Annotated in this window: 25 protein-coding genes; 23 read left to right on the forward strand and 2 right to left on the reverse strand. The window is 43.0% G+C overall.

Translation table 11 applies throughout. The features are described 5' to 3' along the window. Positions 1-119 precede the first annotated feature (119 nt). The 19 genes from Q4549_RS13165 to trpB all read left to right on the forward strand — a co-directional run bounded on the left by Q4549_RS13165 (position 120) and on the right by trpB (position 19,543). Positions 120-998, forward strand: coding sequence for a LysR family transcriptional regulator (locus Q4549_RS13165; protein ID WP_303552700.1), 879 nt, complete (start codon positions 120-122; stop codon positions 996-998). 194 nt (positions 999-1,192) lie between these two features. Next, positions 1,193-1,630, forward strand: a complete 438-nt coding sequence (gene mioC, locus Q4549_RS13170; RefSeq protein ID WP_303552699.1) for an FMN-binding protein MioC — start codon at positions 1,193-1,195, stop codon at positions 1,628-1,630. 372 nt (positions 1,631-2,002) lie between these two features. Beyond that, positions 2,003-3,892 carry a tRNA uridine-5-carboxymethylaminomethyl(34) synthesis enzyme MnmG gene (gene mnmG / locus Q4549_RS13175; protein WP_303552698.1) on the forward strand — a complete coding sequence of 630 codons (1,890 nt, stop codon included), beginning with the start codon at positions 2,003-2,005 and terminating at the stop codon, positions 3,890-3,892. 9 nt (positions 3,893-3,901) lie between these two features. Further along, a complete protein-coding gene (gene rsmG, locus Q4549_RS13180) occupies positions 3,902-4,528 on the forward strand; it encodes a 16S rRNA (guanine(527)-N(7))-methyltransferase RsmG (protein ID WP_303513140.1) in 627 nt (208 codons plus the stop codon). Positions 4,529-4,539: 11 nt separating this feature from the next. Continuing rightward, positions 4,540-5,331 carry a ParA family protein gene (locus Q4549_RS13185; protein WP_137673534.1) on the forward strand — a complete coding sequence of 264 codons (792 nt, stop codon included), beginning with the start codon at positions 4,540-4,542 and terminating at the stop codon, positions 5,329-5,331. A gap of 17 nt (positions 5,332-5,348) precedes the next feature. Then, on the forward strand, positions 5,349-6,269 hold the full coding sequence (locus tag Q4549_RS13190) for a ParB/RepB/Spo0J family partition protein (RefSeq protein ID WP_137673533.1): 921 nt from the start codon (positions 5,349-5,351) through the stop codon (positions 6,267-6,269). A gap of 262 nt (positions 6,270-6,531) precedes the next feature. After that, positions 6,532-6,936, forward strand: a complete 405-nt coding sequence (locus Q4549_RS13195) for an ATP synthase subunit I (RefSeq protein ID WP_137673532.1) — start codon at positions 6,532-6,534, stop codon at positions 6,934-6,936. Beyond that, positions 6,926-7,738, forward strand: coding sequence for a F0F1 ATP synthase subunit A (gene atpB, locus Q4549_RS13200; RefSeq protein WP_137673531.1), 813 nt, complete (start codon positions 6,926-6,928; stop codon positions 7,736-7,738). The genes Q4549_RS13195 and atpB overlap by 11 nt, the downstream gene beginning before the upstream one ends. Positions 7,739-7,789: 51 nt before the next feature. Then, entirely contained in the window at positions 7,790-8,044 is a 255-nt protein-coding gene (atpE, locus tag Q4549_RS13205) for a F0F1 ATP synthase subunit C (protein ID WP_137673530.1), read from the forward strand. 34 nt (positions 8,045-8,078) lie between these two features. Further along, positions 8,079-8,552 (forward strand): F0F1 ATP synthase subunit B, encoded by a 474-nt coding sequence (atpF, locus tag Q4549_RS13210; protein WP_137673529.1) that lies wholly within the window; start codon positions 8,079-8,081, stop codon positions 8,550-8,552. Between the two features lie 19 nt (positions 8,553-8,571). Beyond that, entirely contained in the window at positions 8,572-9,102 is a 531-nt protein-coding gene (gene atpH, locus Q4549_RS13215; protein ID WP_303552697.1) for a F0F1 ATP synthase subunit delta, read from the forward strand. Between the two features lie 14 nt (positions 9,103-9,116). Beyond that, positions 9,117-10,658, forward strand: coding sequence for a F0F1 ATP synthase subunit alpha (gene atpA / locus Q4549_RS13220; RefSeq protein ID WP_137673527.1), 1,542 nt, complete (start codon positions 9,117-9,119; stop codon positions 10,656-10,658). 29 nt (positions 10,659-10,687) lie between these two features. Further along, complete coding sequence (gene atpG, locus Q4549_RS13225) at positions 10,688-11,551, forward strand: F0F1 ATP synthase subunit gamma (RefSeq protein ID WP_137673526.1); 864 nt, start codon at positions 10,688-10,690, stop codon at positions 11,549-11,551. Between the two features lie 37 nt (positions 11,552-11,588). Then, positions 11,589-12,965: a F0F1 ATP synthase subunit beta gene (gene atpD, locus Q4549_RS13230; RefSeq protein ID WP_137673525.1), complete on the forward strand. Its 1,377-nt coding sequence runs from the start codon at positions 11,589-11,591 to the stop codon at positions 12,963-12,965. Between the two features lie 31 nt (positions 12,966-12,996). Then, positions 12,997-13,422 (forward strand): F0F1 ATP synthase subunit epsilon, encoded by a 426-nt coding sequence (locus Q4549_RS13235; RefSeq protein ID WP_137673524.1) that lies wholly within the window; start codon positions 12,997-12,999, stop codon positions 13,420-13,422. Positions 13,423-13,620: 198 nt separating this feature from the next. After that, positions 13,621-15,270 carry an ATPase RavA domain-containing protein gene (locus Q4549_RS13240; RefSeq protein WP_137673523.1) on the forward strand — a complete coding sequence of 550 codons (1,650 nt, stop codon included), beginning with the start codon at positions 13,621-13,623 and terminating at the stop codon, positions 15,268-15,270. Positions 15,271-15,273: 3 nt separating this feature from the next. Then, a complete protein-coding gene (gene viaA, locus Q4549_RS13245; protein WP_303552696.1) occupies positions 15,274-16,713 on the forward strand; it encodes an ATPase RavA stimulator ViaA in 1,440 nt (479 codons plus the stop codon). Between the two features lie 90 nt (positions 16,714-16,803). Further along, positions 16,804-18,165, forward strand: a complete 1,362-nt coding sequence (glmU, locus tag Q4549_RS13250) for a bifunctional UDP-N-acetylglucosamine diphosphorylase/glucosamine-1-phosphate N-acetyltransferase GlmU (protein ID WP_303552695.1) — start codon at positions 16,804-16,806, stop codon at positions 18,163-18,165. Positions 18,166-18,319: 154 nt separating this feature from the next. Next, the gene (trpB, locus tag Q4549_RS13255; protein WP_303552694.1) at positions 18,320-19,543 is read left to right on the forward strand and encodes a tryptophan synthase subunit beta; all 1,224 of its coding nucleotides are present in this window, start codon (positions 18,320-18,322) and stop codon (positions 19,541-19,543) included. A 38-nt stretch (positions 19,544-19,581) separates the two neighbouring features. Here the strand turns inward: trpB and Q4549_RS13260 are convergent, their stop codons facing one another. Continuing rightward, entirely contained in the window at positions 19,582-20,409 is an 828-nt protein-coding gene (locus Q4549_RS13260; protein WP_303552693.1) for an outer membrane beta-barrel protein, read from the reverse strand. Positions 20,410-20,623: 214 nt separating this feature from the next. Between Q4549_RS13260 and Q4549_RS13265 the strand changes: the two genes are divergently transcribed. Together Q4549_RS13265 and Q4549_RS13270 are read left to right on the forward strand one after the other, a co-directional pair. Then, the gene (locus tag Q4549_RS13265; protein WP_303552692.1) at positions 20,624-22,315 is read left to right on the forward strand and encodes a mechanosensitive ion channel family protein; all 1,692 of its coding nucleotides are present in this window, start codon (positions 20,624-20,626) and stop codon (positions 22,313-22,315) included. 157 nt (positions 22,316-22,472) lie between these two features. Further along, positions 22,473-23,159 carry a DUF2786 domain-containing protein gene (locus tag Q4549_RS13270; RefSeq protein ID WP_137673517.1) on the forward strand — a complete coding sequence of 229 codons (687 nt, stop codon included), beginning with the start codon at positions 22,473-22,475 and terminating at the stop codon, positions 23,157-23,159. A 37-nt stretch (positions 23,160-23,196) separates the two neighbouring features. Here the strand turns inward: Q4549_RS13270 and pyk are convergent, their stop codons facing one another. After that, positions 23,197-24,633, reverse strand: coding sequence for a pyruvate kinase (gene pyk / locus Q4549_RS13275; protein ID WP_303513170.1), 1,437 nt, complete (start codon positions 24,631-24,633; stop codon positions 23,197-23,199). Between the two features lie 143 nt (positions 24,634-24,776). On the opposite strand from pyk, the gene nadE reads away from it, so the two are divergent. Together nadE and Q4549_RS13285 are read left to right on the forward strand one after the other, a co-directional pair. Next, positions 24,777-25,607 (forward strand): ammonia-dependent NAD(+) synthetase, encoded by an 831-nt coding sequence (gene nadE / locus Q4549_RS13280; protein WP_303552691.1) that lies wholly within the window; start codon positions 24,777-24,779, stop codon positions 25,605-25,607. Between the two features lie 118 nt (positions 25,608-25,725). Further along, positions 25,726-26,349 carry a trimeric intracellular cation channel family protein gene (locus Q4549_RS13285; RefSeq protein WP_137673514.1) on the forward strand — a complete coding sequence of 208 codons (624 nt, stop codon included), beginning with the start codon at positions 25,726-25,728 and terminating at the stop codon, positions 26,347-26,349. Positions 26,350-26,631: the final 282 nt, after the last annotated feature.

Below are 26,631 nucleotides of genomic sequence, written 5' to 3' on the forward strand. Positions count from 1 at the left end.
TGCATCGCTGAGTATCAGTAACATACTCACAAATATATCCATCGGCGCTATGATGATGAGATTGGGCAACCTGAACAAATCAGACTGTGTTAGCTTTTATTAACAGAGAGATCGACAACATGAACCTGCAAGCCATTGAAGCATTTGTACTGAGTCATCAGCTGGGCAGTATTTCTGCCGCAGCTAAACATATGCAAAAGAACCGCGCCCAGTTAAGCCAATGGATCAGTAATCTAGAAATAGATTGGAACGTTGAATTGTTTACCCGCAGCGGCCATAAACCAGTGCTCAGTGAACAGGGTTTAAAAATGCTGCCTTTGTGTGAGCAAATGCTTAAAGCGCAAAACCATCTTAGCCAGCAAGTAGAACAGATAGCACAGCAAGGGTGTTTTAGATTAAACCTAGGGGTAAGTAGTTTTTTACAAGACAGTACCGTGGCTAAAATACTAAGTCGATTTAATCATGCTTATCCCAATGTTGATTTAAAAATCTTTCAGCGTCGCGACGAACTGCTACTTAATTGGCAGGGCCCTAAACTCGATTTAGCCATTTGTTTTTACCGAGATGCCTTTCCCAATGATTACACCATAGAACCACTTTGCGAAATGCCGCTAGTGGCGGTGTGTTCTGCAACTCATCCACTAACAAAAGAAAAGTCACCGAATCTGCAACAAGTACTTAGTTACACTTGGGTCACCATTCTCGCTTCATCTAATACCCAAGTATGGGATCCAGACAGTATTCAACGACAAATTGAAGTAGAGCAACACTCACTCGCAATAGAACTATGCCGACAGGGAGTAGGCGTATTTGTAGGCCAACAACAACAGCTCATTCCCTATATTAAATCTGGCGAGCTTAAAGTGATTGCGCATAACGACGCCATTGCCAATGAACAGTTGGGGTTAATTTACAGCAAACACGCGAGTCCAAATCCAACACTTCAGGCTTTAATTAATGTGTGTAAAGCAGAATTCAACAACGAGTCCTCGGCTTAAGTCGCTAGTTTGTGAACAAGTATTTATTCACACATTTAAAAAGGGATCACTATTGTCTTTGCTGGATTAGATTCAATATTGGAATAGTTCCACGTGAAACTATCAACAACTAAATCACAGCTAACACGCAGCTAGTTAATTCAGTCATGATCACGTTACAATGGTTAAAACCTCTGCTGTTAACAGGATCGTAAGTGGATATAGAGATTATTGTAGGTTCAACCTTAGGTTCAGCTGAATACGTAGCCGATGAGCTAGAAGCACTACTAAAAGATGACCATCAGGTAAAAATTCATCTAAATGCTGAGTTTTCAGAGTTAAATCCAAGTGCTTTTTGGCTAATTTGCAGCTCAACGCATGGTGCAGGTGATGTACCAGACAATTTGCAGCCTTTTTTCCAACACTTACTTGAACAACAACCCGATCTTTCAACGGTGTCTTACAGTGTTGTAGCAATAGGGAGTAGTAGCTACGATACTTTTTGTGGTGCAGGCAAAAATCTTGACCAACAAATGAAAAAACTAGGCGCTAAATCCTTAAAACCACGCTTAGAAATAGACGTAGACCTTGAACCTGTACCCGAAGAACCAGCAGCTTTATGGTTAAAAAGCTGGAAAAATGAACTTATTTAAACCTAAACTCTGTGGATAAGCATAGGGATTAGCTATTAATTTACTATAGTTATTCCTATGGATAACCTTTGCCTACTATTCGTCTGTGGATAAGTACTAATTTAGATCCCAGCTTGTCCCCCGTTTAGATCGCTATCCGTCAACATGATCTGATCTAATCTAAGTTAATGATCTAAAAGTTAAAAAATGACTTATCTACAGATCAGGCCGATCCTAATAGTAGATCTAATAAAAGATCTTTAAAAAAAGATCTTATATATATATTAAGAGATCTACCCTTGATCTAATTCTGATCTAAGCATTCCCTTATCGTCACTTAACCAGTAAAATATCGCACCCTTTTGGGATCTGCTTGGTTTGAGGTAATAACACATGTTCTATAAACAACAATACGACGTCATTGTGATCGGTGGTGGTCATGCCGGTACAGAAGCTGCAGCGGCAGCTGCGCGTATGGGACAAAATACCTTATTGCTTACTCATAACATTGAGACCTTAGGTCAGATGTCATGTAACCCAGCCATTGGTGGCATTGGTAAAGGCCATTTAGTCAAAGAAATTGACGCCTTAGGTGGCTTGATGGCGCAAGCTGCAGATTTAGCAGGGATCCAATTTAGAACCTTAAACTCGTCAAAAGGCCCAGCAGTTAGAGCCACCCGCGCACAAGCAGATCGCGTATTGTATCGAGCAGCTATTCGCGAACGTTTAGAAAACCAAGCTAACTTAACTATCTTTCAGCAGTCCTGTGACGATTTGATCGTAGAAAACGACCAAGTGGTAGGGGTAGTGACTCAAATGGGCTTACAGTTGCGCGCACGCAGCGTAGTACTCACTGTAGGGACCTTTCTAGGTGGTATGATCCACATTGGTTTAAATAATCATGCTGGTGGCCGAGCAGGCGATCCACCGTCGATCGCTTTAGCGCAACGTTTACGCGAATTGCCATTGCGTGTTGATCGCTTAAAAACCGGTACACCTCCTCGTATTGATGCCCGTAGTATCGACTTTAGCCAAATGCAGCCTCAACCAGGTGATACCCCAACACCAGTATTTTCGTTTATTGGCAAACAAAGTGATCACCCACAGCAGATCCCTTGTTACATCACTCATACTAACGAATCTACTCACGATATTATTCGTGGTGGTTTAGACCGAAGCCCAATGTTTACAGGGGTAATCGAAGGTATTGGGCCACGTTATTGTCCGTCTATCGAAGACAAAGTTACTCGATTTGCAGACAAGAATTCTCATCAAATCTTCATTGAACCTGAGGGATTAACCACTCACGAGGTTTACCCAAATGGCATCTCAACCAGCTTGCCGTTTGATGTGCAAGTTGAGCTAGTGCATTCGATGAAAGGGCTAGAAAATGCCCATATCACGCGTCCAGGCTACGCCATTGAATACGACTTTTTCGATCCTAGAGATTTGAAACAAAGTTTAGAAAACAAATACTTAAAAGGTTTGTTCTTTGCTGGGCAAATTAACGGAACCACTGGTTACGAAGAAGCCGGTGCTCAAGGCTTAATTGCTGGTGCAAATGCAGCATTGTTTGCTCAAGGTAAAGAATCATGGGCGCCACGTCGCGATCAAGCCTACATGGGCGTATTGATTGATGATCTCGCCACATTAGGCACCAAAGAACCTTACCGAATGTTCACTAGCCGTGCTGAATACCGCTTATTATTACGCGAAGATAACGCCGATGTACGTTTGACTGAACAAGGCCGCGAACTAGGCTTAGTTGATGAGCATCGCTGGCAATTATTTAACACCAAAATGGAAGTGGTTGAGCAAGAGCGGCAGCGTTTAAAAGACACGTGGGTACACACTAATTCGACTCAATTGGATCAACTTAATCCAATGTTGAAAAATCCGATCAATCGCGAGCATTCTTTAGAAGAATTGATCCGCAGACCAGAGTTAACTTATCAACAACTTATGCGTATTGATGGTTTTGGACCTGGAGTCGATTTACCCGCAGCAGCGGAACAAGTAGAAATTCAAATTAAGTACGACGGTTACATTAAGCGTCAACTTGAAGAAATTAAGAAAACCCAAAAACACGAAAACACCCTACTACCTATCGATCTGGATTTTTCTAAGATCAGTGGTTTATCAAACGAAGTGGTGGCTAAGCTAACTAATTCTCGCCCAGAGACAATTGGTAAAGCCGCGCGTATTTCAGGTGTTACTCCAGCGGCCGTATCGCTATTATTGGTTTATTTGAAGAAACACGACTTAGCGCGCAAGTCGGCTTAGGATGATCGGGTGTTAAAATCTCGCTTACAGGGTTTATTAGCCCAAACGACCTTACAGCTCACCGAGCTACAAATATCTCAACTGGTTACTTTGGTTGAGCAACTCGATAAATGGAACAAAGCGTATAATCTTACCTCGGTAAGAGATCCTATGGAGATGATGGTAAAACACATTCTCGATAGTTTAGTGGTGAGCCCTCACTTACAAGGTGAACGTTTTATTGATGTGGGAACGGGGCCAGGTTTACCCGGTTTGCCTTTAGCCATTATTAATCCTGATAAACAGTTTGTATTGCTCGACAGTTTAGGTAAACGCATTACTTTTATTCGCCAAGTAAGCCACTTGCTTAAACTAGAAAACGTGACTGCAGTGCAATGTCGAGTAGAAGATTACCAACAAAACCTCGAATTTGATGGCGTAATAAGCAGAGCCTTCGCTTCTTTGCAGGATATGCTGAGTTGGTGTTCTCACCTACCGGCAAATAGTGGTAAATTCTATGCTTTAAAAGGCTTAGTGCCTGAACAAGAACTAGAAAACCTGCCTGAAGGGCTAAACTTACACAGTATCGAGAGTTTATCGGTTCCCGAACTTGAAGGTCAGCGACATCTAGTTATTATTGATAAAAATAACCCTTAGGCGAAAATATTGTGGGTAGAGTAATTGCGGTAGCCAACCAGAAAGGTGGCGTAGGAAAAACAACAACCAGCGTAAATTTAGCGGCGTCAATGGCGGCCACTAAACGCAAAGTCTTGTTAATTGACCTTGACCCACAAGGGAATGCCACCATGGGCAGTGGTGTAGATAAATACGAAGTACCAAAAACAGCCTACGAATTATTGATTGATGAAGAACCTATCGATCAAGTGACCGTTAAAGATACCAGCGGCTTTTTTGATTTAGTGGCTGCCAACTCTGACGTCACGGCAGCTGAAATAAAATTAATGGAGTTCTTTGCTCGCGAAGTGCGACTGCGCAATGCACTAGCACCTGTACGAGACTATTACGACTACATTTTCATTGATTGTCCGCCCTCGCTAAACATGCTTACCGTGAATGCGATGGCCGCAGCAGACAGTGTGCTGGTGCCAATGCAATGTGAATACTATGCTTTAGAGGGGTTAACGGCTTTGGTAGATACCATTAGTAAGTTAGCCTCGGTAGTAAACCCAGATCTACAAGTTGAAGGGATTCTTCGAACTATGTTTGATCCTCGCAATCGTTTGTCCTCAGATGTGAGTGATCAACTTAAACAGCACTTTGGTAAGAAAGTTTACCGTACTGTGATCCCAAGAAATGTACGTTTGGCCGAAGCGCCTAGCTTTGGTAAACCAGCCATGTATTATGATAAAACATCAAATGGTTCTAAGGCTTACCTCGCTTTAGCCGGTGAAATTATTCGCCGACACGAAGAAGAAACCGAAGCAGTGGTTGTCGATTAATGAATACGGATAAAGACATGTCAGCGAGAAAACGTGGATTAGGCAAAGGTTTAGACTTATTACTGAGTACCAGTAATAACGCTCGTCAACGCCAAGTTGAAGAAGATACAAAAGCCGATTCTAATCAACAAACCGTTGATCAAAACCGCGGAGATTTACGCAAATTACCCATTGAATGGCTACGTCCTGGAAAATACCAGCCGCGTAAAGACATGTCGGCAGAAGCCCTTGAAGAACTCGCTCATTCGATTGAAGCACAAGGTGTTATTCAACCTATTGTGGTTCGTGAGTTGGGTGAAAACCAGTTTGAAATTATTGCCGGAGAGCGCCGCTGGCGTGCTTCACAGCAAATTCACCTGCATGAAGTACCTTGTTTAATTAAGAACGTTAGTGATGAAAATGCAGTTGCTATTGCGCTGATTGAAAACATTCAACGTGAAGACCTTAACGCCATGGAAGAAGCGGTGGCGCTAGATCGCTTAATGACCGAGTTTGAGTTAACCCACCAACAAGTGGCTGAAGCTGTGGGGAAATCACGTACAACCGTGACTAACTTATTGCGCTTAAATAGCTTAGACGAAGACGTAAAAATCTTACTGGAGCATGGCGACATTGAAATGGGTCATGCTCGTGCGTTGCTGGCGTTAAGTGGCGAAACTCAAGCTGAAACGGCTCGAAATGTGGCAGCCAAAGGCTTAACGGTGCGTGATACTGAAAAGCTAGTTAAGACTGTTTTGAACCCTAAAGCACCTAAACCCGAAGCTAAAGTTGATCCAGACATTAACAGACTAGAGCAAAGAATAAGCGAACGGTTAGGAGCTGGCGTTAAAATCCAACAAAATAAGAAAGGCCAAGGAAAACTGGTTATTGATTATGCTAATTTGGATGAGTTAGATGCTATTTTGGCGCTCTTCATCGATTCTGATGAAACACTTTAGTTTTTATAAACTATCTTCGCCTACATTTCTTTGATCTCACTTACCTTCTTTTCACCTTAAAATGACCAAAATCACTGGTTTGTAACACAAAATTTAACAATAACCGCTATTTGTTTATATAGCCTGTTACAAATTAGTGTCTTGGGCACCGCTACTGATTGCAAAACCACACTTTCAACGTATAATCATTAGGCTTTTTCGCAAGCCCTTTTTACCTATTTTTAGGTAATGGGTTAAATGTAAAAACTAGTAGAGGTCGAGAATGTCTGGGTCTTTAACAACAGAAGTTCGCCTTAAGGCGCTATATTTTGTTATTTTTCAGACAGGGTTTGTCGCACTGCTAACACTTAAAAGTGGTTTCTTTTTTGATAAAGACGTCGCTGTTTCTGTGTTAATCGGAGGTTTGATCTTCTTACTACCAAATGCGTTGTTTACGTTGATGGCATTTATGTTTGTCGGCGCTAGACATCAAAAATACGTAGTATTAAGTTTTTATCTCGGGGAAGTCGTAAAACTTTCTCTTACAGCCATAATGTTCATACTGGTATTTGCCTTGCTAAATGTAGAGCCTTTGGCCCTATTGCTTGGTTTTATACTTAGTACGTTAACGCAATGGACTGCCTCTATTTTTCTTAGTAACAAAAATAGGATGATAAATGGCTGCTGAAGGTAACGTTTCAGGCTATATCCAGCACCACCTGACAAACGCTCAAATGTGTATGGCCGATGGCGGTCTGGCATTTAATTACGCTTGTAAGGATGCAGGGTTCTGGACCTGGCACATTGATTCACTCCTGTTTTCAGTTGGCTTGGGTGCCTTGTTCTTATTTCTTTTTTATAAGGCTGGGCAAAAAGCAACAACTGGCGTACCTGGCAAGTTTCAATGTTTTGTTGAAATGATGGTTGAGTTTGTTGATGGGGCGGTACGAGATGCCTTCCATCGCACTGACCGTGTTATTGCGCCAATTGGCTTAACCATCTTCGTGTGGATTTTCCTCATGAACTTGATGGATTTAGTCCCTGTTGACTTTATACCCCACGTCGCCGGACTGATGGGCGCTGAGTACTTTAAAATTGTACCTACCACTGATTTAAACATTACATTAGGCATGTCTATTGCCGTGTTTGGTTTAATCATTTTTTACAGTATTAAAGTGAAGGGTGTTAAAGGGTTTACTAAAGAGCTTACGCTTCAACCTTTTAATCACTGGGCTTTTATTCCTTTTAACTTCTTATTGGAAACGGTCACTTTATTGGCCAAGCCATTTTCGCTCGCTTTGCGTTTGTTCGGTAACCTGTATGCAGGTGAATTGATCTTTATTCTTATTGCCGCACTTGTTCCTTTATGGGCTCAATGGACACTTTCTGTTCCATGGGCAATTTTCCATATTCTGGTCATTGTGCTTCAGGCGTTTATTTTCATGATGCTAACGATAGTTTATCTAGCCTTAGCCCATGAAGATCACTAATTAAGTTTAATAAAAACTGTTTTAACCTAATAAATACTTTTGGAGAAATTCATGGAAACTGTTGTTGGTTTTACTATTATCGCTGTTGCAATCATGCTGAGCATGGCCGCTCTTGGTACTGCTATCGGTTTTGCACTTTTAGGCGGTAAATTATTAGAAGCATCAGCCCGTCAACCTGAGCTAGCCCCTGCACTACAAACTAAAATGTTTATTATTGCTGGTCTACTAGATGCGATCTCAATGATTGCTGTGGGTATCGCGTTATTCTTCGTATTCGCTAACCCGTTTGTTGCCTTGTTAGGTTAATCCTTCGATTCCTAACAAATAGGGAGGTGTCGTTGTGAATATCAATGCAACCATGTTTGGACAAGCTATTTCGTTCGCGATCTTCTGTTGGTTCTGCGTTAAATACGTATGGCCACCATTAATCGACGCGATTGAAGCTCGTCAAAAGAAAATTGCGGATGGTTTAGCTGACGCTGAACGTGCCGGTAAAGATCTTCAATTAGCTCAAGCGAAAGCGTCTGAGCAAATGAAAGATGCTAAATCGGAAGCTGCTGTGATTGTTGAGCAAGCTAATAAGCGCAAAATTCAAATCATCGACGAAGCAAAAGAGTTGGCTAACCTAGAGCGTGAGAAAATTCTTGCTCAAGGTAATGCTGAAGTTGAAGCAGAACGTAATCGTGCTCGTGAAGAGTTACGTGCACAAGTTGCTGCTTTAGCCATCGCTGGCGCTGAGAAAATTCTTGAGCGTTCAATCGACAAAGAAGCCAACAAGCATATTGTTGATAAGCTAGTCGCTGAGCTGAAATAAGGGATAAAAGGTAGAGCTTATGGCTGATTTAACCACCATTGCTCGTCCCTACGCTAAAGCTGCGTTTGATTTTGCCGTTGAGCACAAAGCCTTAGATGAGTGGACTGAAATGTTAGCGTTTGTTGCCGAAGTGGCAGCCAACGAGCATGTTTCTGTGCAACTGAAAAGGGAATCGGCAACTACTTTGGTAAATTTGTTTACCACTGTATGTGCTGAGCAGCTTAACGAGCATGGCCTTAACTTAATTAAGTTAATGGCTGAAAATGCACGTTTAGACGCGTTGCCTGCTGTGTTAGCACTATTTTTGGAGTACAAGGCCGAATTGGCTAAAGAGATAACAGCTGATGTTGTTTCTGCTACAGAACTAGATGCCGCGCAGCAAGCGCAAATTAGTGCTTCCTTGGAACAGCGTTTATCACGCAAAGTGAAGCTTAACTGTAGTGTTGATGCCTCGCTAATGGCTGGAGTGATTGTTCACGCTGGCGATTTGGTGATTGATAGCTCTGTAAAAGGGCAATTGGCAAAACTATCCGACGCACTGCAAGCGTAATTGGGGAATAGAGTATGCAACTGAATTCCACTGAAATAAGTGAACTGATCAAGCAAAGAATTGAACAGTTCGAAGTTGTCAGTGAAGCTCGTAACGAAGGTACTATCGTTTCTGTAAGTGATGGTATTATTCGTATTAATGGTCTTGCCGATGTAATGCAAGGTGAGATGATTGAGCTTCCTGGTAGCCGTTATGCTATCGCACTAAACCTAGAGCGTGACTCTGTTGGTGCTGTAGTAATGGGTCCTTATGCTGATTTAGCTGAGGGCGATAAAGTTAAAAGTTCTGGTCGTATTTTGGAAGTTCCAGTAGGTCGTGGCCTGCTAGGACGTGTACTTAATACACTGGGTGAGCCAATTGATGGTAAAGGCGCAGTAGACAACGATGGTTTCTCGCCAATCGAAGTTATTGCACCTGGCGTAATGGAACGTAAATCGGTAGACAAACCTGTGCAAACAGGGATTAAAGCGATTGACTCTATGATTCCAATCGGCCGTGGTCAACGTGAGTTGATTATTGGTGACCGTCAGATCGGTAAAACAGCTATCGCTGTAGATACCATCATTAACCAGAAAAGCTCTGGCATTAAGTGTGTGTACGTTGCTATTGGCCAAAAAGCTTCAACTATCGCGAACGTTGTTCGTAAGTTAGAAGAATATGGCGCAATGGAATACACCACGATTGTTGCAGCATCTGCTTCTGATTCAGCCGCATTACAATACCTAGCGCCTTACGCGGGTTGTACTATGGGTGAATACTTCCGTGATCGCGGTGAAGACGCGTTAATCATCTATGATGATTTATCTAAGCAAGCTGTTGCTTATCGTCAAATTTCATTGCTACTACGTCGACCTCCTGGTCGTGAAGCTTACCCTGGTGATGTTTTCTACCTTCACTCTCGTTTATTAGAGCGTGCGTCTCAAGTTAACGAGAAATACGTAGAAGAGTTCACTAAAGGTGAAGTTAAAGGCAAATCAGGTTCATTAACGGCATTGCCGATTATTGAAACTCAAGCCGGTGACGTATCTGCATTCGTACCTACCAACGTAATTTCGATTACCGATGGTCAAATCTTCCTAACAGGCCAGTTGTTTAACTCTGGTACTCGTCCGGCGGTTGACCCAGGTATTTCGGTATCTCGTGTTGGTGGTGCTGCACAAACTAAGATTATTAAGAAACTGTCTGGTGGTATTCGTACCGCACTGGCGCAATACCGTGAATTAGCGGCATTTGCTCAGTTTGCATCTGACTTAGATGATGCAACCCGTAAGCAGTTAGACCATGGTCAAAAAGTAACAGAGCTAATGAAGCAGAAGCAATTCAGCCCATTATCTGTAGCTGAACAGGCGCTAGGTTTATACGCAGCGGAAAAAGGTTTCTTAATGGATATCGAAATTAACAAGATTGTTGATTTTGAAACCGCGTTGCTAGCTTACGCTAACAACGAGCATGCTGATCTATTGGCGTCTATTAACGAAAAAGGCGATTACAACGACGAGATTGAAGCTTCGATTAAAGGCTTGTTAGAAAGCTTTAAATCTACGCAATCTTGGTAATCAACCCTGACGAATAGGAGCGAATAGATATGGCCGGCGCTAAAGAAATTAAAGGTAAGATTGGTAGTGTTAAAAACACTCAAAAAATTACCAAAGCGATGGAGATGGTTGCAGCGAGTAAAATGCGTCGTTCTCAGGACAGCATGGAAAGCAGCCGCCCCTACGCAGTAGCTATGCGCAAAGTAATTGGTCATATCGCGCTTGGTAAACTCGAATATAAGCATCCGTATGCTGTAGAACGAGAAGCTAAGCGTGTTGGTTACATCGTGGTGTCTACTGACCGCGGTCTGTGTGGCGGCTTAAACATTAACTTGTTTAAGAAAGTTGTTACAGACATGCAGCAGTGGAAAGATAAAGGTGTTGAAGCTGATTTAGCCGTTATTGGCGGAAAAGCAACCGCATTTTTTAATAACCACGGTGGCAATGTGGTAGCTCAAAACTCAGGCTTGGGTGATAACCCAACCGTTGAAGAGCTAATCGGTACCGTAAAAGTGATGCTTGAAGCCTACGATGAAGGCAAATTGGATCGCATTTATGTGGTGTATAACCATTTTGTTAACACCATGGTACAAGAACCAACAATGGACCAATTATTGCCGCTGCCTAAAGCAGATGACCCAGAAATTGCGTCTCGCAGTTGGGATTATTTATACGAACCAAGTGCCGAAGAGATACTCGACGGTTTATTGGTACGTTATATCGAATCTCAAGTTTATCAAGGTGTGGTAGAAAACCTCGCTTGTGAACAAGCTGCACGAATGGTTGCAATGAAAGCGGCAACCGACAATGCGGGTAATTTAATTGACGATCTTCAGTTGATTTACAACAAAGAACGTCAAGCAGCAATTACTCAAGAATTGAGCGAAATTTCTGCGGGAGCTGCAGCCGTTTAAGGCGAGGCATTAAGCAAAAATATTTAGAGGAATCAACATGAGTAACGGTAACATCGTCCAAGTAATTGGCGCTGTTGTGGACGTTGAATTTCCACATGACAGTGTACCGAAGGTATACAATGCTCTAGAAGTTCAAGGCGAAGATCTCGTACTTGAAGTTCAACAGCAGATTGGTGGTGGCGTAGTTCGTTGTATCTGTATGGGTGCATCGGAAGGTATTCGTCGCGGCCTAGAAGTGGTTGATACTGGTGACGCGATTAAAGTACCTGTGGGTGAAGCCACCCTAGGTCGCATTATGAACGTACTAGGTCATACAATTGACCACAAAGGTGAAATTGAGACTGAAGAGCGCTACAAAATTCACCGTGCTGCTCCTTCTTACGAAGAGCAAGCTACGTCTAACGAATTGTTAGAAACGGGCGTTAAAGTTATCGACTTGATTTGTCCATTCGCTAAGGGTGGTAAAATTGGTCTGTTTGGTGGTGCCGGTGTAGGTAAAACCGTAAACATGATGGAGTTAATCAACAACATCGCTAAAGCACACTCAGGTTTATCTGTGTTTGCTGGTGTTGGTGAGCGTACTCGTGAAGGTAACGATTTCTACTACGAGATGGAAGAAGCCGGGGTACTAGATAAAGTAGCCATGGTTTACGGTCAGATGAACGAGCCACCAGGAAACCGTTTACGCGTAGCGTTAACTGGTTTGACTATGGCTGAGAAGTTCCGTGACGAAGGTAAAGACGTATTGTTGTTCATCGACAACATCTACCGTTATACCTTAGCCGGAACCGAAGTATCTGCACTGTTAGGTCGTATGCCATCAGCGGTAGGTTATCAGCCAACATTGGCTGAAGAAATGGGTGTTCTTCAAGAACGTATTACATCTACTAAGACTGGTTCGATTACTTCGATCCAGGCGGTATATGTACCTGCGGATGACTTGACTGACCCATCTCCAGCAACCACCTTTGCTCACTTAGACGCAACCGTTACTCTAAACCGTAACATTGCTGCTATGGGCTTATACCCTGCCATTGACCCATTGGATTCAAACTCTCGTCAGTTAGATCCACTAGTGGTTGGTCAAGAGCACTACGACATTGCTCGTGGCGTTCAAGGTGTACTACAACGTTATAAAGAATTGAAAGATATTATTGCGATTCTAGGTATGGATGAATTGTCTGAAGAAGACAAACAAACCGTAGCTCGTGCGCGTAAGATTGAGAAATTCTTAACTCAAGATTATCACGTAGCCGAAGTTTTCACTGGTAACCCAGGTAAACTTATTCCGCTTAAAGATACTATCCGTAGCTTTAAAGGCCTATTGGCTGGCGATTACGACGATATTCCAGAGCAAGCGTTCTTGTATGCAGGCGATATTGATGACGTGCTTGAGCGCGCCAAAAATATGTAAGCTTCGCCAATTGGCGTAACAGGAGGCTGAAATGGCAGCGATGACAGTTCACTTGGACGTGGTTAGCGCCGAAGAGAAGATTTTCTCGGGTCGCGTTGAACATCTACGAGTAACCGGTGAAGAGGGTGAGTTAGGAGTATTGCATGGTCATGCTCCACTACTAACCCCAATTAAGCCTGGTATGGTTCGCATGGTAAAACAGCACGGTCACGAAGAGGTGATTTACATCTCGGGTGGTTTCTTGGAAGTACAACCAGGAAATGTAACCGTACTAGCTGATACCGCGATTCGAGGCAACGAGCTCGATAAAGCCAAAGCCCAGCAAGCTAAACAAGCAGCTGAGGAAAGCATTAGCAATCCAAACAGCGATGTGGATTTTGCGAGAGCTCAAGTTGAATTAGCCAAAGCGATGGCTCAACTTCAGGTTATCGAAATCCTCGGAAAAAACATCCGATAGGTTTAGTTTGATAATAAAAAGGCGCTCTCAGAGCGCCTTTTTTGTCTGTGTAAAATGATGTTAACATCAACGAAAGATCGCAATTTACCCGCTACTATAGGTTTTAATACAGACCGCTAGTTAACAGTGTTAATTAGTACATTTACAATAGTTGGCTGACAGAGCGAGAGCTTTGCGACCAAAAGGCAAAGGATGGTTATGGCAACAATTGCGCCATTAAATCAGGCTAATAAAGCGTTATTGTCGGAGCGTATTCAAGGCCTTATTAAGGCCCTTTCGGCGGGCATTTACGAGCGTGAAGAAAGCTTTAAGTTATGTTTATTAGCGGCCTTAGCGGGAGAGAGCGTATTCCTATTGGGTCCGCCAGGCATAGCCAAAAGCATGATTGCCAAACGTTTAGTTAAAGCGTTTGAAAGCCAAAGCTTTTTTGATTATCTAATGACTCGCTTCTCTACGCCAGAAGAAGTGTTTGGCCCCTTATCGATTCAAGAGCTCAAAGATAACGGCAAGTATGTGCGTTTAACCGAAGGTTACTTGCCCACTGCACATATCGTATTTCTCGATGAAATTTGGAAAGCCGGACCTGCAATTCTTAATACCCTACTTACCGTAGTTAACGAGCGTACCTTTAGAAATAGCTATGAAAACCTACCGGTACCGATGCGCTTACTTATCTCTGCGTCTAATGAATTACCCGAAGAAGACAGCGGCTTAGAAGCACTTTATGACCGTATGTTACTGCGGGTATTTGTAAACCGCATTCAGCACAAAGATAACTTTAAAGCGCTACTGTTAGACAACCAAACTCTGCAGGATATTCCTGAACACTTAGTGATTAAGGATTCTGAGTATCAAGCTTGGCAAAATCAACTTGGCCAAGTAAGCATGAGCGATAGCGTTTTTGAAAAAATGTACCTGATTAAAGGCCTGATTGAACAAGGCTCACCAGTTGCAGGCGATGCCACCATTATTAGCGATTTGTATGTATCGGACAGGCGCTGGAAAAAATCGGTTCACTTACTGCAAACCAGTGCGTTTTTTAATGGTCGTTCAGAAATCAATCCATTGGATCTCATCCTGCTACAAGACTGTCTATGGCATAACTTAGAAGATCGGCAATTTGTACAGACCTGTATCAGTGATTATGCGGTTAATCATGCCTTTGACCAGCTTAAGCTTAAAGAGCTTGCAGAGGGCGCAGAGCGCCACTATAACGCTACGGTAGACGATATTTGTGAGCAACTGCGTGTGCAGTTCACCCATGACTCCGGTTTGCGTAAAGACCAATACAAGTTTGATTTTGGCGACGCTAAACGTTACGCCAACAAACATGGCGGTGAATTGTTTAAGTTAGTGGTTCTGCAAAGCAACCTAGCGGTGAGTGAAAAAGATAAAGGTGAAACGCGTTGGGTATACGTTGATGCAGCAGAGTTTACTAAGAAAATAAAAAGTGGCAGTTGTGAAATGCTGGGTCGAATTAATCAAGGTTCTGAATTATGTCGACTACAATTTGAGATTGATATCAACCACCAGCTGGTGATTAAAGATATTGCCAACCGACCGCTATTACTCGGTTTAGCTAAACAGCAAGCTTTAGCAGAAGAGCTGGTTAAAGGTTGGCAGCAGCAAATTGACGCGGTATTGGCTACCATCAAACAAGCGGAATTTGAATTGAAGCGTTGTCGTGGTCAATTTCACGGGGCTTTACCGCATAATTTCATTGCTAACCAACTCCCAGAAGCGATTGAAATAAGCTTAATGGAAGTGGATCAAATGGTGAATGCAGTGAGTGAGTTATTGGACAAGCAGGCTTACAGAATGCGCAATATTAACGAGTTTTTTGAATAATCTATGCTAGATAGCCTGCAATTTGGGGTTATGTTGGCCGAATCGGGGCTGCTTGACGAAGCGGTGCGTGAAGTGATGATGCGCCCGCAGCTAATGATGATTGCAGAATCTAGCCCTGGTATTCAAAGCGCAATGAAAAGCCAAGTGAGCAAATGGAAAAACCAAATTCGCGCTCAACTTGGTCAAGTGACTATTGAAGAAAAGTTTGCCGAAGAGATCGCGCTCTATCAATTGTCTATTGAATTAGAAAGCACTGAATTTGTAAAACGGCTGGACGATATTCTTATACAACTCAGCGTTTGTTCGGCTTTCTTTGGTAAAGCCAGCGAATTAGCCGCCCACCCTCATCATCGTTACAGCCCTATGTTTCAGAGTTACTTTTGCAACCAATGGTTTGAAAGCATTGCCGCTGAGCTTAAGCAAGCCCAAAGTGATGAAGTGAAACAACACAAACAAGCCTTGTTAACCGATCTCTATCAGCGAGTTGATACCTTAAACGCGATGCCTGAAATGACCGAGTCTGGCGACGCTAATAAACTTGGCCGTCTGTGGGATATGGCTGCCGCTAAACTCAGTAAAACTGAAGTCAATCTGCTTCAGCAATTTGCCGCTTTTTTAAAAGGGCAAAAGGGTTTGCAAAAAATAGCTGAGCAGCTGGGAAGAATGGCTGACCAAGTAAGTGACCCTAATAGTTCCAAAGCTCCAGTGGAAGAACTTGAGCTGGTTGAAGAACAGTTAGATCAAGTGACCGACGATATTGTGGGGATTCATGAAGGTAATGATTTGTCCAAATTACTGCCCAATGAAACCATGTTTTTGGCCTACCCTGAGCTCGAAGTGATTTTCTATAAGCACTTAGTCGATCATCAATTAATGAATTACCATATGCAGGGTAAGCAGCGTAAGTTACGCAAAGTAAAAACCCACAAAAAAGCTGCTGAACAAGCCATGTTAGATAAAGGCCCGTTTATTTTAGCTATTGATAGCTCGGGATCTATGGAAGGTTTCCCTGAGAAATGCGCTAAAGCTCTAGCCTATGGTTTGATGCAGATAGCCTTGGCGGAAGAGCGCGATTGTTATGTAGTGATGTTTTCTACCGAACTCATTACCTACGAACTCACTAAAAAAGATGGTCTGCGAGAAGTTCTCAATTTCTTGTCTTATAGTTTTCATGGCGGCACAGATATGCCGTCTGCGCTTGAACGAGCCATCGAACAGATGCTCGATGACAAATATAAAAATGCTGATTTAGTGGTGCTATCAGATTTTATTGCTCCCGCGCCACCAGCAGCCTTAACGCAAAAAATCGAGCAGCTAAAAGCAGAGAAAAACCGTTTTCATGCCTTAAACTTATCTAGCTACGGTAATCCAGAGCTAATGCAAATTTTCGATCATTTGTGGGACTACACTCGCTCACCCATTCAGCGCTTGTTTAAACGCTAATTCCAAAGCGAATCAGTTTCGCTTACACTTGTTGGGTTATCGAATCAGATTGGTTAATTGGGAAAAATTAGCCGTAAAAAAGGAAACAAAATGAATTTTAGTGTCGTGATTTTGGCTGCGGGTAAAGGAACAAGGATGCGTTCAACATTACCTAAGGTTCTACACAAATTAGCAGACAAACCAATGGTGCAACATGTTATCGATACCGCTAAAAAACTGAAACCAGATGCCATTCACCTTATCTATGGCCATGGCGGTGATTTAATTCAACAGCAAATCCAAGACCCAAGTTTAAACTGGGTAGAACAAGCTGAGCAACTAGGCACGGGCCATGCGATGCAACAAGCGGCCCCTCACTTCGCTGCTAATCAGCCGGTTGTGATGTTATATGGCGATACGCCACTGATTAGCGAGCAAACCATTCAGCGTTTGATTGAAGCTTTACCTAACAATGGTATTGGCTTGCTAACGGTTGACCAAGCTGACCCTACTGGTTATGGACGTATTGTGCGTGAAAACGGCAGCGTAGCAGCGATTGTAGAGCATAAAGATGCCACTCCAGAGCAACTGGCTATTACCGAAGTAAATACCGGTGTGCTAGTGGCAAACAGCAATGACTTTACCCGTTGGTTAGCTCAATTAAGTAACGATAATGCTCAGGGTGAATATTACGTTACCGACATTATTGAAATGGCGACGAAAGAAGGCAACGTGGTACAAGCGGTTCAACCAGACTCTATTGTTGAAGTTCAAGGGGTAAATGACCGGGTTCAACTTAATGGTTTAGAGCGTGCCTACCAGAAAGGGCAAGCGGAGCAGTTATTGCGAGATGGCGTGAGCCTAGCCGATGCTAATCGTTTTGACTTACGTGGCGAGTTAAGTATTGGCAACGATTGTTTCATCGACATCAACGTTATTATTAAAGGTAAAGTTACCATTGGTAACAATGTAACTATCGAAGCGAATGCCATTTTAATCGACTGTGAGATTGGCGATAACGTAACCATTAAAGCCAACAGCATTATTGAGCAAGCGAGCTTAGCGGCTGATGCTTCAGCGGGTCCATTTGCTCGCTTACGCCCTGGCGCTAAATTAGAGCAAGATGCTCATGTGGGTAACTTCGTAGAAATGAAGAAATCAACATTAGGCAAAGGCTCTAAAGCTGGGCACTTAACTTACCTAGGTGATACTACGGTGGGTGCAAAAGTGAATATTGGTGCCGGCACGATTACCTGCAACTATGATGGTGTAAACAAGTTTCAAACCATTATTGAAGATGGCGTATTCATTGGCAGTGATACTCAGTTAGTAGCGCCAGTTACCGTGGGTAAGAACGCAACGGTAGGGGCTGGGTCTACTATTACTAGCAATGTAGAGCCAGAAACCTTAGCTATTTCTCGTACCAAACAGCGTAATATTAGCGGTTGGCAACGACCAGTTAAAAAGTCTTAACTAATTAATACTCTGTTAAAAAAGCGACCTTAGGTCGCTTTTTTTGTTTTAGGGACCGTTTTATAAAAAATTGAATCTTTTGAAGCTGTAACTAGCGCACATAAATCCTTACTTTTATTAGGTATAACTAGGCTTTTGTCTGTAGGGATAGACCATGAATAAACAGTTTGAGCACACGCTACCAAATAGCGAAGGTTACTTTGGTGAGTATGGTGGCAGCTTTATTCCACCAGAGTTACAAGCGGTGATGAACGATATTAACCAGGCGTACCAAGAGATTCGTCAAGATCCTGAGTTTGTAGCTGAATTAACCCGTTTGTATCAAGATTATGTTGGCCGCCCTAGCCCTATTTTCCATGCTCAACACCTTTCTCAAACCTATGGTTGCGACATTTACCTTAAACGAGAAGATCTAAACCATACTGGAGCGCATAAAATTAACCATTGCTTGGGCGAAGTACTGCTCGCTAAGAAAATGGGAAAAACTAAAGTCATTGCTGAAACTGGAGCTGGCCAACATGGTGTAGCGTTGGCTACGGCGGCTGCGCTATTAGGCTTAGAGTGTGATATTCATATGGGGGAAGTGGATATTGCAAAAGAGCACCCTAATGTGGTGAGAATGCGTATCCTCGGCGCTAATGTTATTCCTGCAACTCATGGCCGAAAAACCCTTAAAGAAGCGGTAGATAGTGCTTTCCAGGCTTATATGGCTGATCCGCATACTCAGTTATATGCTATTGGCTCGGTGGTTGGTCCTCACCCATTCCCAATGATGGTTCGCGATTTTCAATCGATTATTGGTATTGAAGCGCGTCAGCAGTTTCAAGATATGAAAGGCCAACTGCCAGACCACTTGGTGGCTTGTGTAGGCGGCGGTTCAAATGCTATGGGCTTGTTCAGCGCCTTTTTAGAAGACAGTAACGTCGCCATGCATGGTTGTGAACCCGCAGGCCGAAGCTTAGATGAAGTGGGCGAGCATGCTGCTACCCTAACCAAAGGTGAGCCAGGCACAATGCATGGATTTCACTCCTATATGCTTAAAGATGATAAAGGTGAACCAGAGAAAGTTTACTCGGTAGCCAGTGGTTTAGATTACCCAGCCGTAGGCCCACAACATGCTTACCTGAAAGACCTCGGCCGCGTGCAATATGGAGTGGTAAGCGACAAAGAAGCGATAGATGCTTTTTTTGAGTTGTCGCGACTAGAAGGCATTATTCCAGCCATTGAATCTGCCCATGCGGTTGCTCATGCAATTAACCTCGCCAAGCAAGGTGCTAAAGGAACAATTTTGATTAACTTGTCAGGCAGGGGCGATAAAGATATCGACTTTGTGGTAGAGAACTACGGTAAGCAATACGGTATTGCGTCACTGATATAAATAGTTTGGCCACAAACTAAAGGTTTGTGGCCAGTTTTTTAGAATCTATAAGCAACGTTTAACATTGGACCACGATAATTATATTTCAGCGTGGTGTCATTCCAATTGGCTTCAACTAAGTAGTAGTTATAACCCAGCTCCACATCCCAGTTTGGGTTTATGTGGTAAGAAACTGAGGCATTTAAATCAGCTAAATAACCACTAGTATTATCAACTGAGATATAGAAAAACTGAGTGTGTGCGCCAACTGTCCAATCTTCGCTTAACTTGTAATCTGCCCATAAACCCAAATCTGGCAATGGTGCTGTAGTTGAGTTATCAACAACCTCTCCTTGAGTATTTGCGCCATCACAAATTGTGGTGCCGTTGTTTTCAATACAACCTGCTATTTCGCCACTAAAGCCCATTTCAATGAACATTACGTGCAAACCTAAAGATCCACCAATTTCCGCTTTATCTGTCTTGTAAAACGAATAACCATAACCTGCGCGTAGTATGTCTATATCCATACGAGTATCGATAGCGGCACCAACAACTATGCCTTTATCAGGGTTATCTGGAAGGGTGTAGCCAAAAGTAGATTTGGTTCTAGCTTGGCGGTGTAGGCGTCGCCAATCCGCATAAACATAGTGGCGCTCGTTAAACTTATAACCAGCTTCAAAGAAAGGAAGAAACTGGGTTTCTTCAAGGTTTAAGTGATCTTCAAAGTCTAACTCAAAGTCCTTTCCATCGAATGCTTTAGTGGAAATAGAGGAATCGGTTTGAGCCCAAAAACCACCGGCTTTTATCACCCATTCTCCAGCATTAAGGGGGGCGTTAATCATTGTTGTTAACGCGGCGAGGCATAGCCACTGCTTGGTTTTCATATACTGTCCTTGTAACGAGCTTGAAATAGCTTCTCATTAGGGCTACTTCTACCTTAGTCACTATCAATGTGAGCTATTTGTTAGTATAAGCGCTTAAATCTGATAGTAAAATACTAACAAGTCTCTATTATTAGCTTACAGTTGTACTTTGTTTGAGTGTTTTAATTAACACTGTGGTTTGGCTTTGAAGCTAATAGATTTGCTGGAGAAGAAGATGTTAAAGGAACTAATGCGCTATTGGAGTGCGATTGTCTTGGGTGTTGCACTGCTCGCATCCCCAGTACATACGGTTTACGCTCAAGAATCAGGGAGCGATCAAGCTTCTCTATTACTGGATAAGTATCAGCGCCAGCAAGAGCGGATTGAACGTATTAGAGCCAATCAAGATACCGTCTCCACCATTGAACAAGCCGCTATTTCACATCGCTTGTTAGAACGACACTTGCATGCTTTTGAAACCATTAATCAATTATCTCAATATTTGATCGAGCAAAATGCGCTAGGGCTAGCGGATAAGCAAGTGTTGGCTGAAGTTGAGCAAATCATTAATCAAAACAATCAAGATTTGGTTAGCGGTATTGAGAAGCAACAAAAGCAATTTAACGAAGACTATGCCAAAGAAGAAGCAGATAGCATTAAAGCGTTTCAGCTTTATATAGAACACCTATCAAGTGCTGATTTAATTTATTCCGCCATGGTTCAACAAATTATTAATCAGCAAGCGCTAGGCTTTGATGTTGCCAGCGAAAAACAATATACCGTTGACCACCTATACACGCGTGCAGAGTCGTTCTCTGGCATGGTGGGCTTAGTGGGTAAAAAGCGCGAAGAGTTAGGCAAGCTAATTAAAATTACCCCTGACGACCAAAGTTTAAAAGACCAATTAGCGGTGGTTACCGAGCAGCTCGCTGTTGCTGGGGTTAGTTTTAAACTTACTGTCGATCTACTCACTCAGTTGGGTTTTGATGCTTCGTTCTATCAGCAAACCTTACTTAAGCTAGGCGGGCAAATTACTACTGACGTATTGGATGTGAATATTCTTAGTGGCATCGCTAAACGTTGGGTTGACCGCTTAACCGAGTATTTCGTAGAGCATGGTGGTGAGTGGATCTTTAAACTCATTTTGCTGGTGGTTATTTACTATTTGTTCCGCTCGCTATCGCGCTTAGTGCGTAAGCTAATGACCAAGAGTTTAGATTCATCAAAGCTGAATTTGTCGTCTTTAATGAAAGATATGATCATTTCTTCAGTAGCACGGATTGTGATTATTATAGGTATTTTGTTCGCGCTAGCCCAAGTGGGCATCTCACTGGCTCCTATCTTGGCGGGTTTAGGTGTGGCCGGTTTCATTATCGGTTTTGCCCTGCAAGATACTCTTGGTAACTTTGCTGCTGGATTGATGATTTTAATCTATCGCCCTTACGATGTAGGTGACATGGTTGAAGTTGGTGGTGGTGTATTTGGTAAGGTTAAAAGCATGAATTTGGTATCAACCACCATTTTGACTATTGATAATCAAACCTTGGTTATACCTAACAGTAAAATTTGGGGAGACGTGATTAAAAACGTGACTGCTCAAAAGCTACGCCGTGTAGATTTAGTTTTTGGTATTGGTTACTCCGACGATATTGAAAAAACAGAAGCGGTACTTAAAGAGCTGTTAGATAAACACCCAATGGTGCTACCAGAGCCAGAACCAATGGTGAAGTTACACGTACTTAACGAATCATCGGTCGATTTTATCGTGCGACCTTGGGTTAAAACCGACGATTACTGGGATGTGTATTGGGATATTACTCGAGAAGTTAAAATGCGCTTCGACAACGATGGTATTTCTATCCCATTCCCGCAGCGCGATGTACATTTTTACCCTGCCACCGCAGAGGCTGCTCAAATCGAAAAATAGTACTTATCGTTCCTTTTTAAGGGATTAGACGAGGGCTTGGTGATTGTCACCAAGCCCTTTTGTTTTGGTCTGCTATGTTGCTGCGTGAATAGCTGGAAAATTTGGCTAAAATAAGTAAAATAGCGCTTCATTTTTGAGCAGAGGTTATAGCCGTTTCGTGAGTCGTCAACGTGCCCTAGAAAAAATTGCTAAGTGTTTAGAATTGGGTAACTCCTCAAATGTACATGAGGCCGCCCAAGCTATTCGTATGGCCCACCGTTTAATGCTTAAACACGGTTTAGATCAAGCCGATATTGAGCTGATTCAAATGGGCAAAACCTCTACCCAAACCTTACTGCCTGCTAATGTTGGTGAAAACATCCTGCGTATTATTCGCGGTATTAATGGCCGCTTTGGTGTTGAAGCGGTATTGATTAATCACAAAGGCTTAAAACGCGCTGAGTTTGTAGGTTTAGCTGAACGCGCAGTATTTGCCGCTTTTGCTTTTGATATTGTTTACCGAGAAATGAACCAGCAAGTAGGGTCGTTCCGTAATAGTTTTGCTGGTTCGGGTACTGACAACGTAACACTTGCTCGCAGAGTGGCCTCATTTACTGCCGGATGGTTAGAAGGTGCGCTAGAAAAACTTCCTGACTTAGTTACCGATGGTCGCAACGAGCATATGGATGACTACTTAGATGAAATGTTTGAGAAGTTAGACCGCGAAACCTTTAAAGCTAAAATTAAAGCCTCAATGGGCCAGTTAACCCCTGATTTTCAAACCGGTATAAAGAAAGGTCGTAAGTTGTCGGTTAATCGCCCGGTTGAAGGTGCACGCGGGCCCACTTTGTTACGTCAGCATTAACTTGCCCGGTGAGTCCGAGCAAGTTAAGCCAATACCTTTAGCTTACTTTTAAAATTTTACTGGTGTTGGTATGGCCGGTTTGGTCAAACACATCACCGTGAGTCAGTATGACTAAATCCCCTTTATTTAAATAACCCTGCTCTTTTAACAAAGCTATCGCGGTGTGTGAAACCGAAATAATATCTTCGCTGCTTTCATCAAAATGAATTGGGTAAACCCCGCGATAAAGCGCACAGCGGCTGAGCGTTTTGGCATGGCGTGATAAAGAGAAAATCGGTAAACCACTACTTAAACGCGACATAAGCAGCGGTGTGCTGCCAGATTCCGTTAAGGCGATAATCGCTTTCATGCCCTTCATATGGTTAGCGGCAAACATGGTGCTCATGGCTACTGTTTCAGAAATGCTTTCAAACACCTCGTTAATTCGGTATTTAGATACGTTTATGCTGCGCTGCTTTTCTGCGCCTAAACATACGGTTGCCATGGCTTGCACGGTTTCAATTGGGTATTCACCAGCGGCCGTTTCACCTGAAAGCATGACCGCGTCGGTACCGTCGAGTACCGCGTTGGCGACATCCATGACTTCAGCGCGGGTTGGCATGGGTGCGCTAATCATCGATTCCATCATTTGCGTGGCGGTAATCACTGCTCGGTTATATTTGCGGGTTAAACGAATTAAGGTTTTCTGAACGCCAACGAGCTCGGCATCGCCAATCTCAACACCTAAATCGCCACGCGCTACCATTACTGCGTCTGAGGCTTTAATAATGTCGATCATTGCTTCTTCTGTTGCAACGGTTTCTGCGCGCTCTACTTTGGCTACTAGCTTTGTGGCCAAGCCAGCTTGTTGAGTAAGCCGTCTTGCATAGTGCATGTCTTCGCCACTATTGGGGAAGGAAACGGCTAAGTAATCAACTTCAATTTTTGCAGCGGTTAGAATATCAGCTTTATCTTTGTCGGTAAGTGCTGCAGCAGATAAGCCTCCACCCAGTTTGTTAATGCCTTTGTTGTTAGACAAAATGCCACCAATGGTTACTTCAGTGGTTACCTGGCTATTTTGTACGGCAGTTACTTTTAGTTGGATACGACCATCATCAAGTAACAAGGTATCGCCGGGCTCTACGTCGTTTGGTAGATGTTTGTAATCTAGGCCAACTTGCTTTTCATCACCTAGACCTTTGCCTAGCTCACTGTCTAATACAAACTGGTCACCTAGGTTAAGGTTTACTTTGCCATCTTTAAAAGTAGATACCCTAATTTTGGGACCTTGTAGGTCACCCAATATAGCCACATGAACTTTATGTTTCGCCGCTATTTCGCGAACTTGTTTGGCGCGGGCTAAATGGTCTTCTGCGGTGCCGTGGGAAAAGTTTAGGCGCACCATGTTTGCGCCATTTAAAATTAATTGCTCAAGTACGTCGTCTTTGTCGGTGGCGGGGCCTAAGGTGGTGACAATTTTAGTGCGTCTTAACATGTTGCTTATCCTTAAAAAGAGTGAGATGTCTGTTTAAATCCGCTGTTACTGTTTTAATTATATGTAAATCGGCTTGTCTCTTGGTTTTTTTTTATCTCTCAAGTACATTGCCCTTTAGGGATACTATTCGTGTGGGGAAGAAGATGAAACAAGCAATCTTGGCAGAAATGAAAGTACTGCCAGAAATCGATCCAGAATATGAAGTGAAACGCCGAATCGAGTTTATTAAAGAGCGTTTACAACAAGCAAAAGTAAAAACCTTAATACTCGGGATTAGTGGTGGTGTAGATTCAACCACCACAGGACGTTTGGCTCAACTAGCGGTTGAACAGTTAAATAAAGACACTAATAGCCAAGATTATCGCTTTATCGCTATGCGTTTGCCGTTTGGAGAGCAAAAAGACGAAGCCGATGCGCAGCTTGCTTTAAGCTTTATCAAACCTTCTCACGTTGTTACTACCAACATTAAAGCCGGCACCGAGGGTTTACACCAAAGTGCCAGTGAAAGCTTACTCGCTGCAGGTTTAACGATGCCAAACCAAGCAGCGGTAGATTTTGCCAAGGGCAATGTAAAAGCCAGAATGCGAATGGTGGCACAGTACGAAATTGCCGGTCTTAAGGGTGGCTTGGTGATTGGTACCGATCATTCGGCAGAGAATCTTACCGGTTTTTATACTAAACATGGCGACGGAGCCTGTGATATTGCACCTATCTTTGGTTTGAATAAACGCCAAGTTCGTCAGGTGGCAGCTTACTTAGGGGCTCCAGAGCCGTTGATTGGCAAAGCACCCACCGCAGATTTAGAAGAAGACCGCCCACAATTGCCAGACGAAGTGGCGCTAGGTGTAACATACGATCAAATTGATGACTTTTTAGAAGGTAGAGCGGTAGAGGCTGAAGTAGAACAGAAGCTGATCGCCATTTATCAGCGTACGCAGCATAAACGCCAAGCGATACCAACCATTTACGATTAAGCCCATCGCCATAGGGTATAAGCCGAGCTCGCCAGGGTTCGGCTTTGTTTGATCTGTATCTTATATTGTTAGCATGACTTGTTGTCTAATTGCAGCCGAATTTTTTGAGGAATCCATTTTGGGCAACACCATCCTATTTAGTCTCGACCTTTTTGGCACTGCAGTATTTGCTATCTCTGGGGTGTTAATTGCTAGCCGCAGAAAAATGGATTTATTTGGTGCTTTAGTTTTGGCCTGCGTTACTGCCATTGGCGGAGGTACCATTCGGGATATGGCGTTAGGTGCCAGCCCAGTATTTTGGGTTGAAAATGGCTTGTACCTTTGGGTTATTCTCATTGCCAGCTTAAGCTCGGTATTATTACTCAATAACTTTCCAACACCGCCTCGTTGGTTACTACCAGTGGCCGATGCTATTGGAATGGCGGTATTCATGGCGATTGGTGCAGAAAAAGCCCTGCAATATGGCGCGCCAATGATTGTGGCCGTTACCATGGGGGTTATTACTGCTTGTGGTGGAGGAATGATCCGTGACGTGCTGGCTAATCAAGTTCCCTTAGTATTACAAAGAGAAGTGTACGCCACTGCTTGTATTGTTGGCGGTTTGGTCTGGGTGGCGGCATTATTTTTAGAGTTTTCCGCCACACTTGCCACCAGCGCCTGCATTTTTACCGCGCTTATCATTCGTTTAGTGGCTATTCGTTATCATTTATCGCTGCCTAAGCTTGCCAAAAACCGTCAGTAATTACTTATTAACTACAAGCTGTGTGCGATATCTCTCACAAGCTTGTGCGTTAACAGCAGCAAAGCTTACAAAGTTTGAAAATAATTAATTATAAAAAACAATGGTTTAGTGTTTTTGTCAGTTTTTGTAAGTAAAAAAGTGAAAGTTTTTTTGTTTATCGGCTTTTTCTAAAAATTAGTTTCCGTATAGTTGTTTGTGCACGGAGGCACTGACGTTTATCAGGAAGAGAAACGTAGCAGGAGCTAAAAAGGACAACTACAGGATGTAGTAAAGGGACACCTC

It is taken from the genome of Agarivorans sp. 2_MG-2023, assembly GCF_030548085.1.
In the GTDB taxonomy this organism is placed as follows: Bacteria; Pseudomonadota; Gammaproteobacteria; order Enterobacterales; family Celerinatantimonadaceae; genus Agarivorans.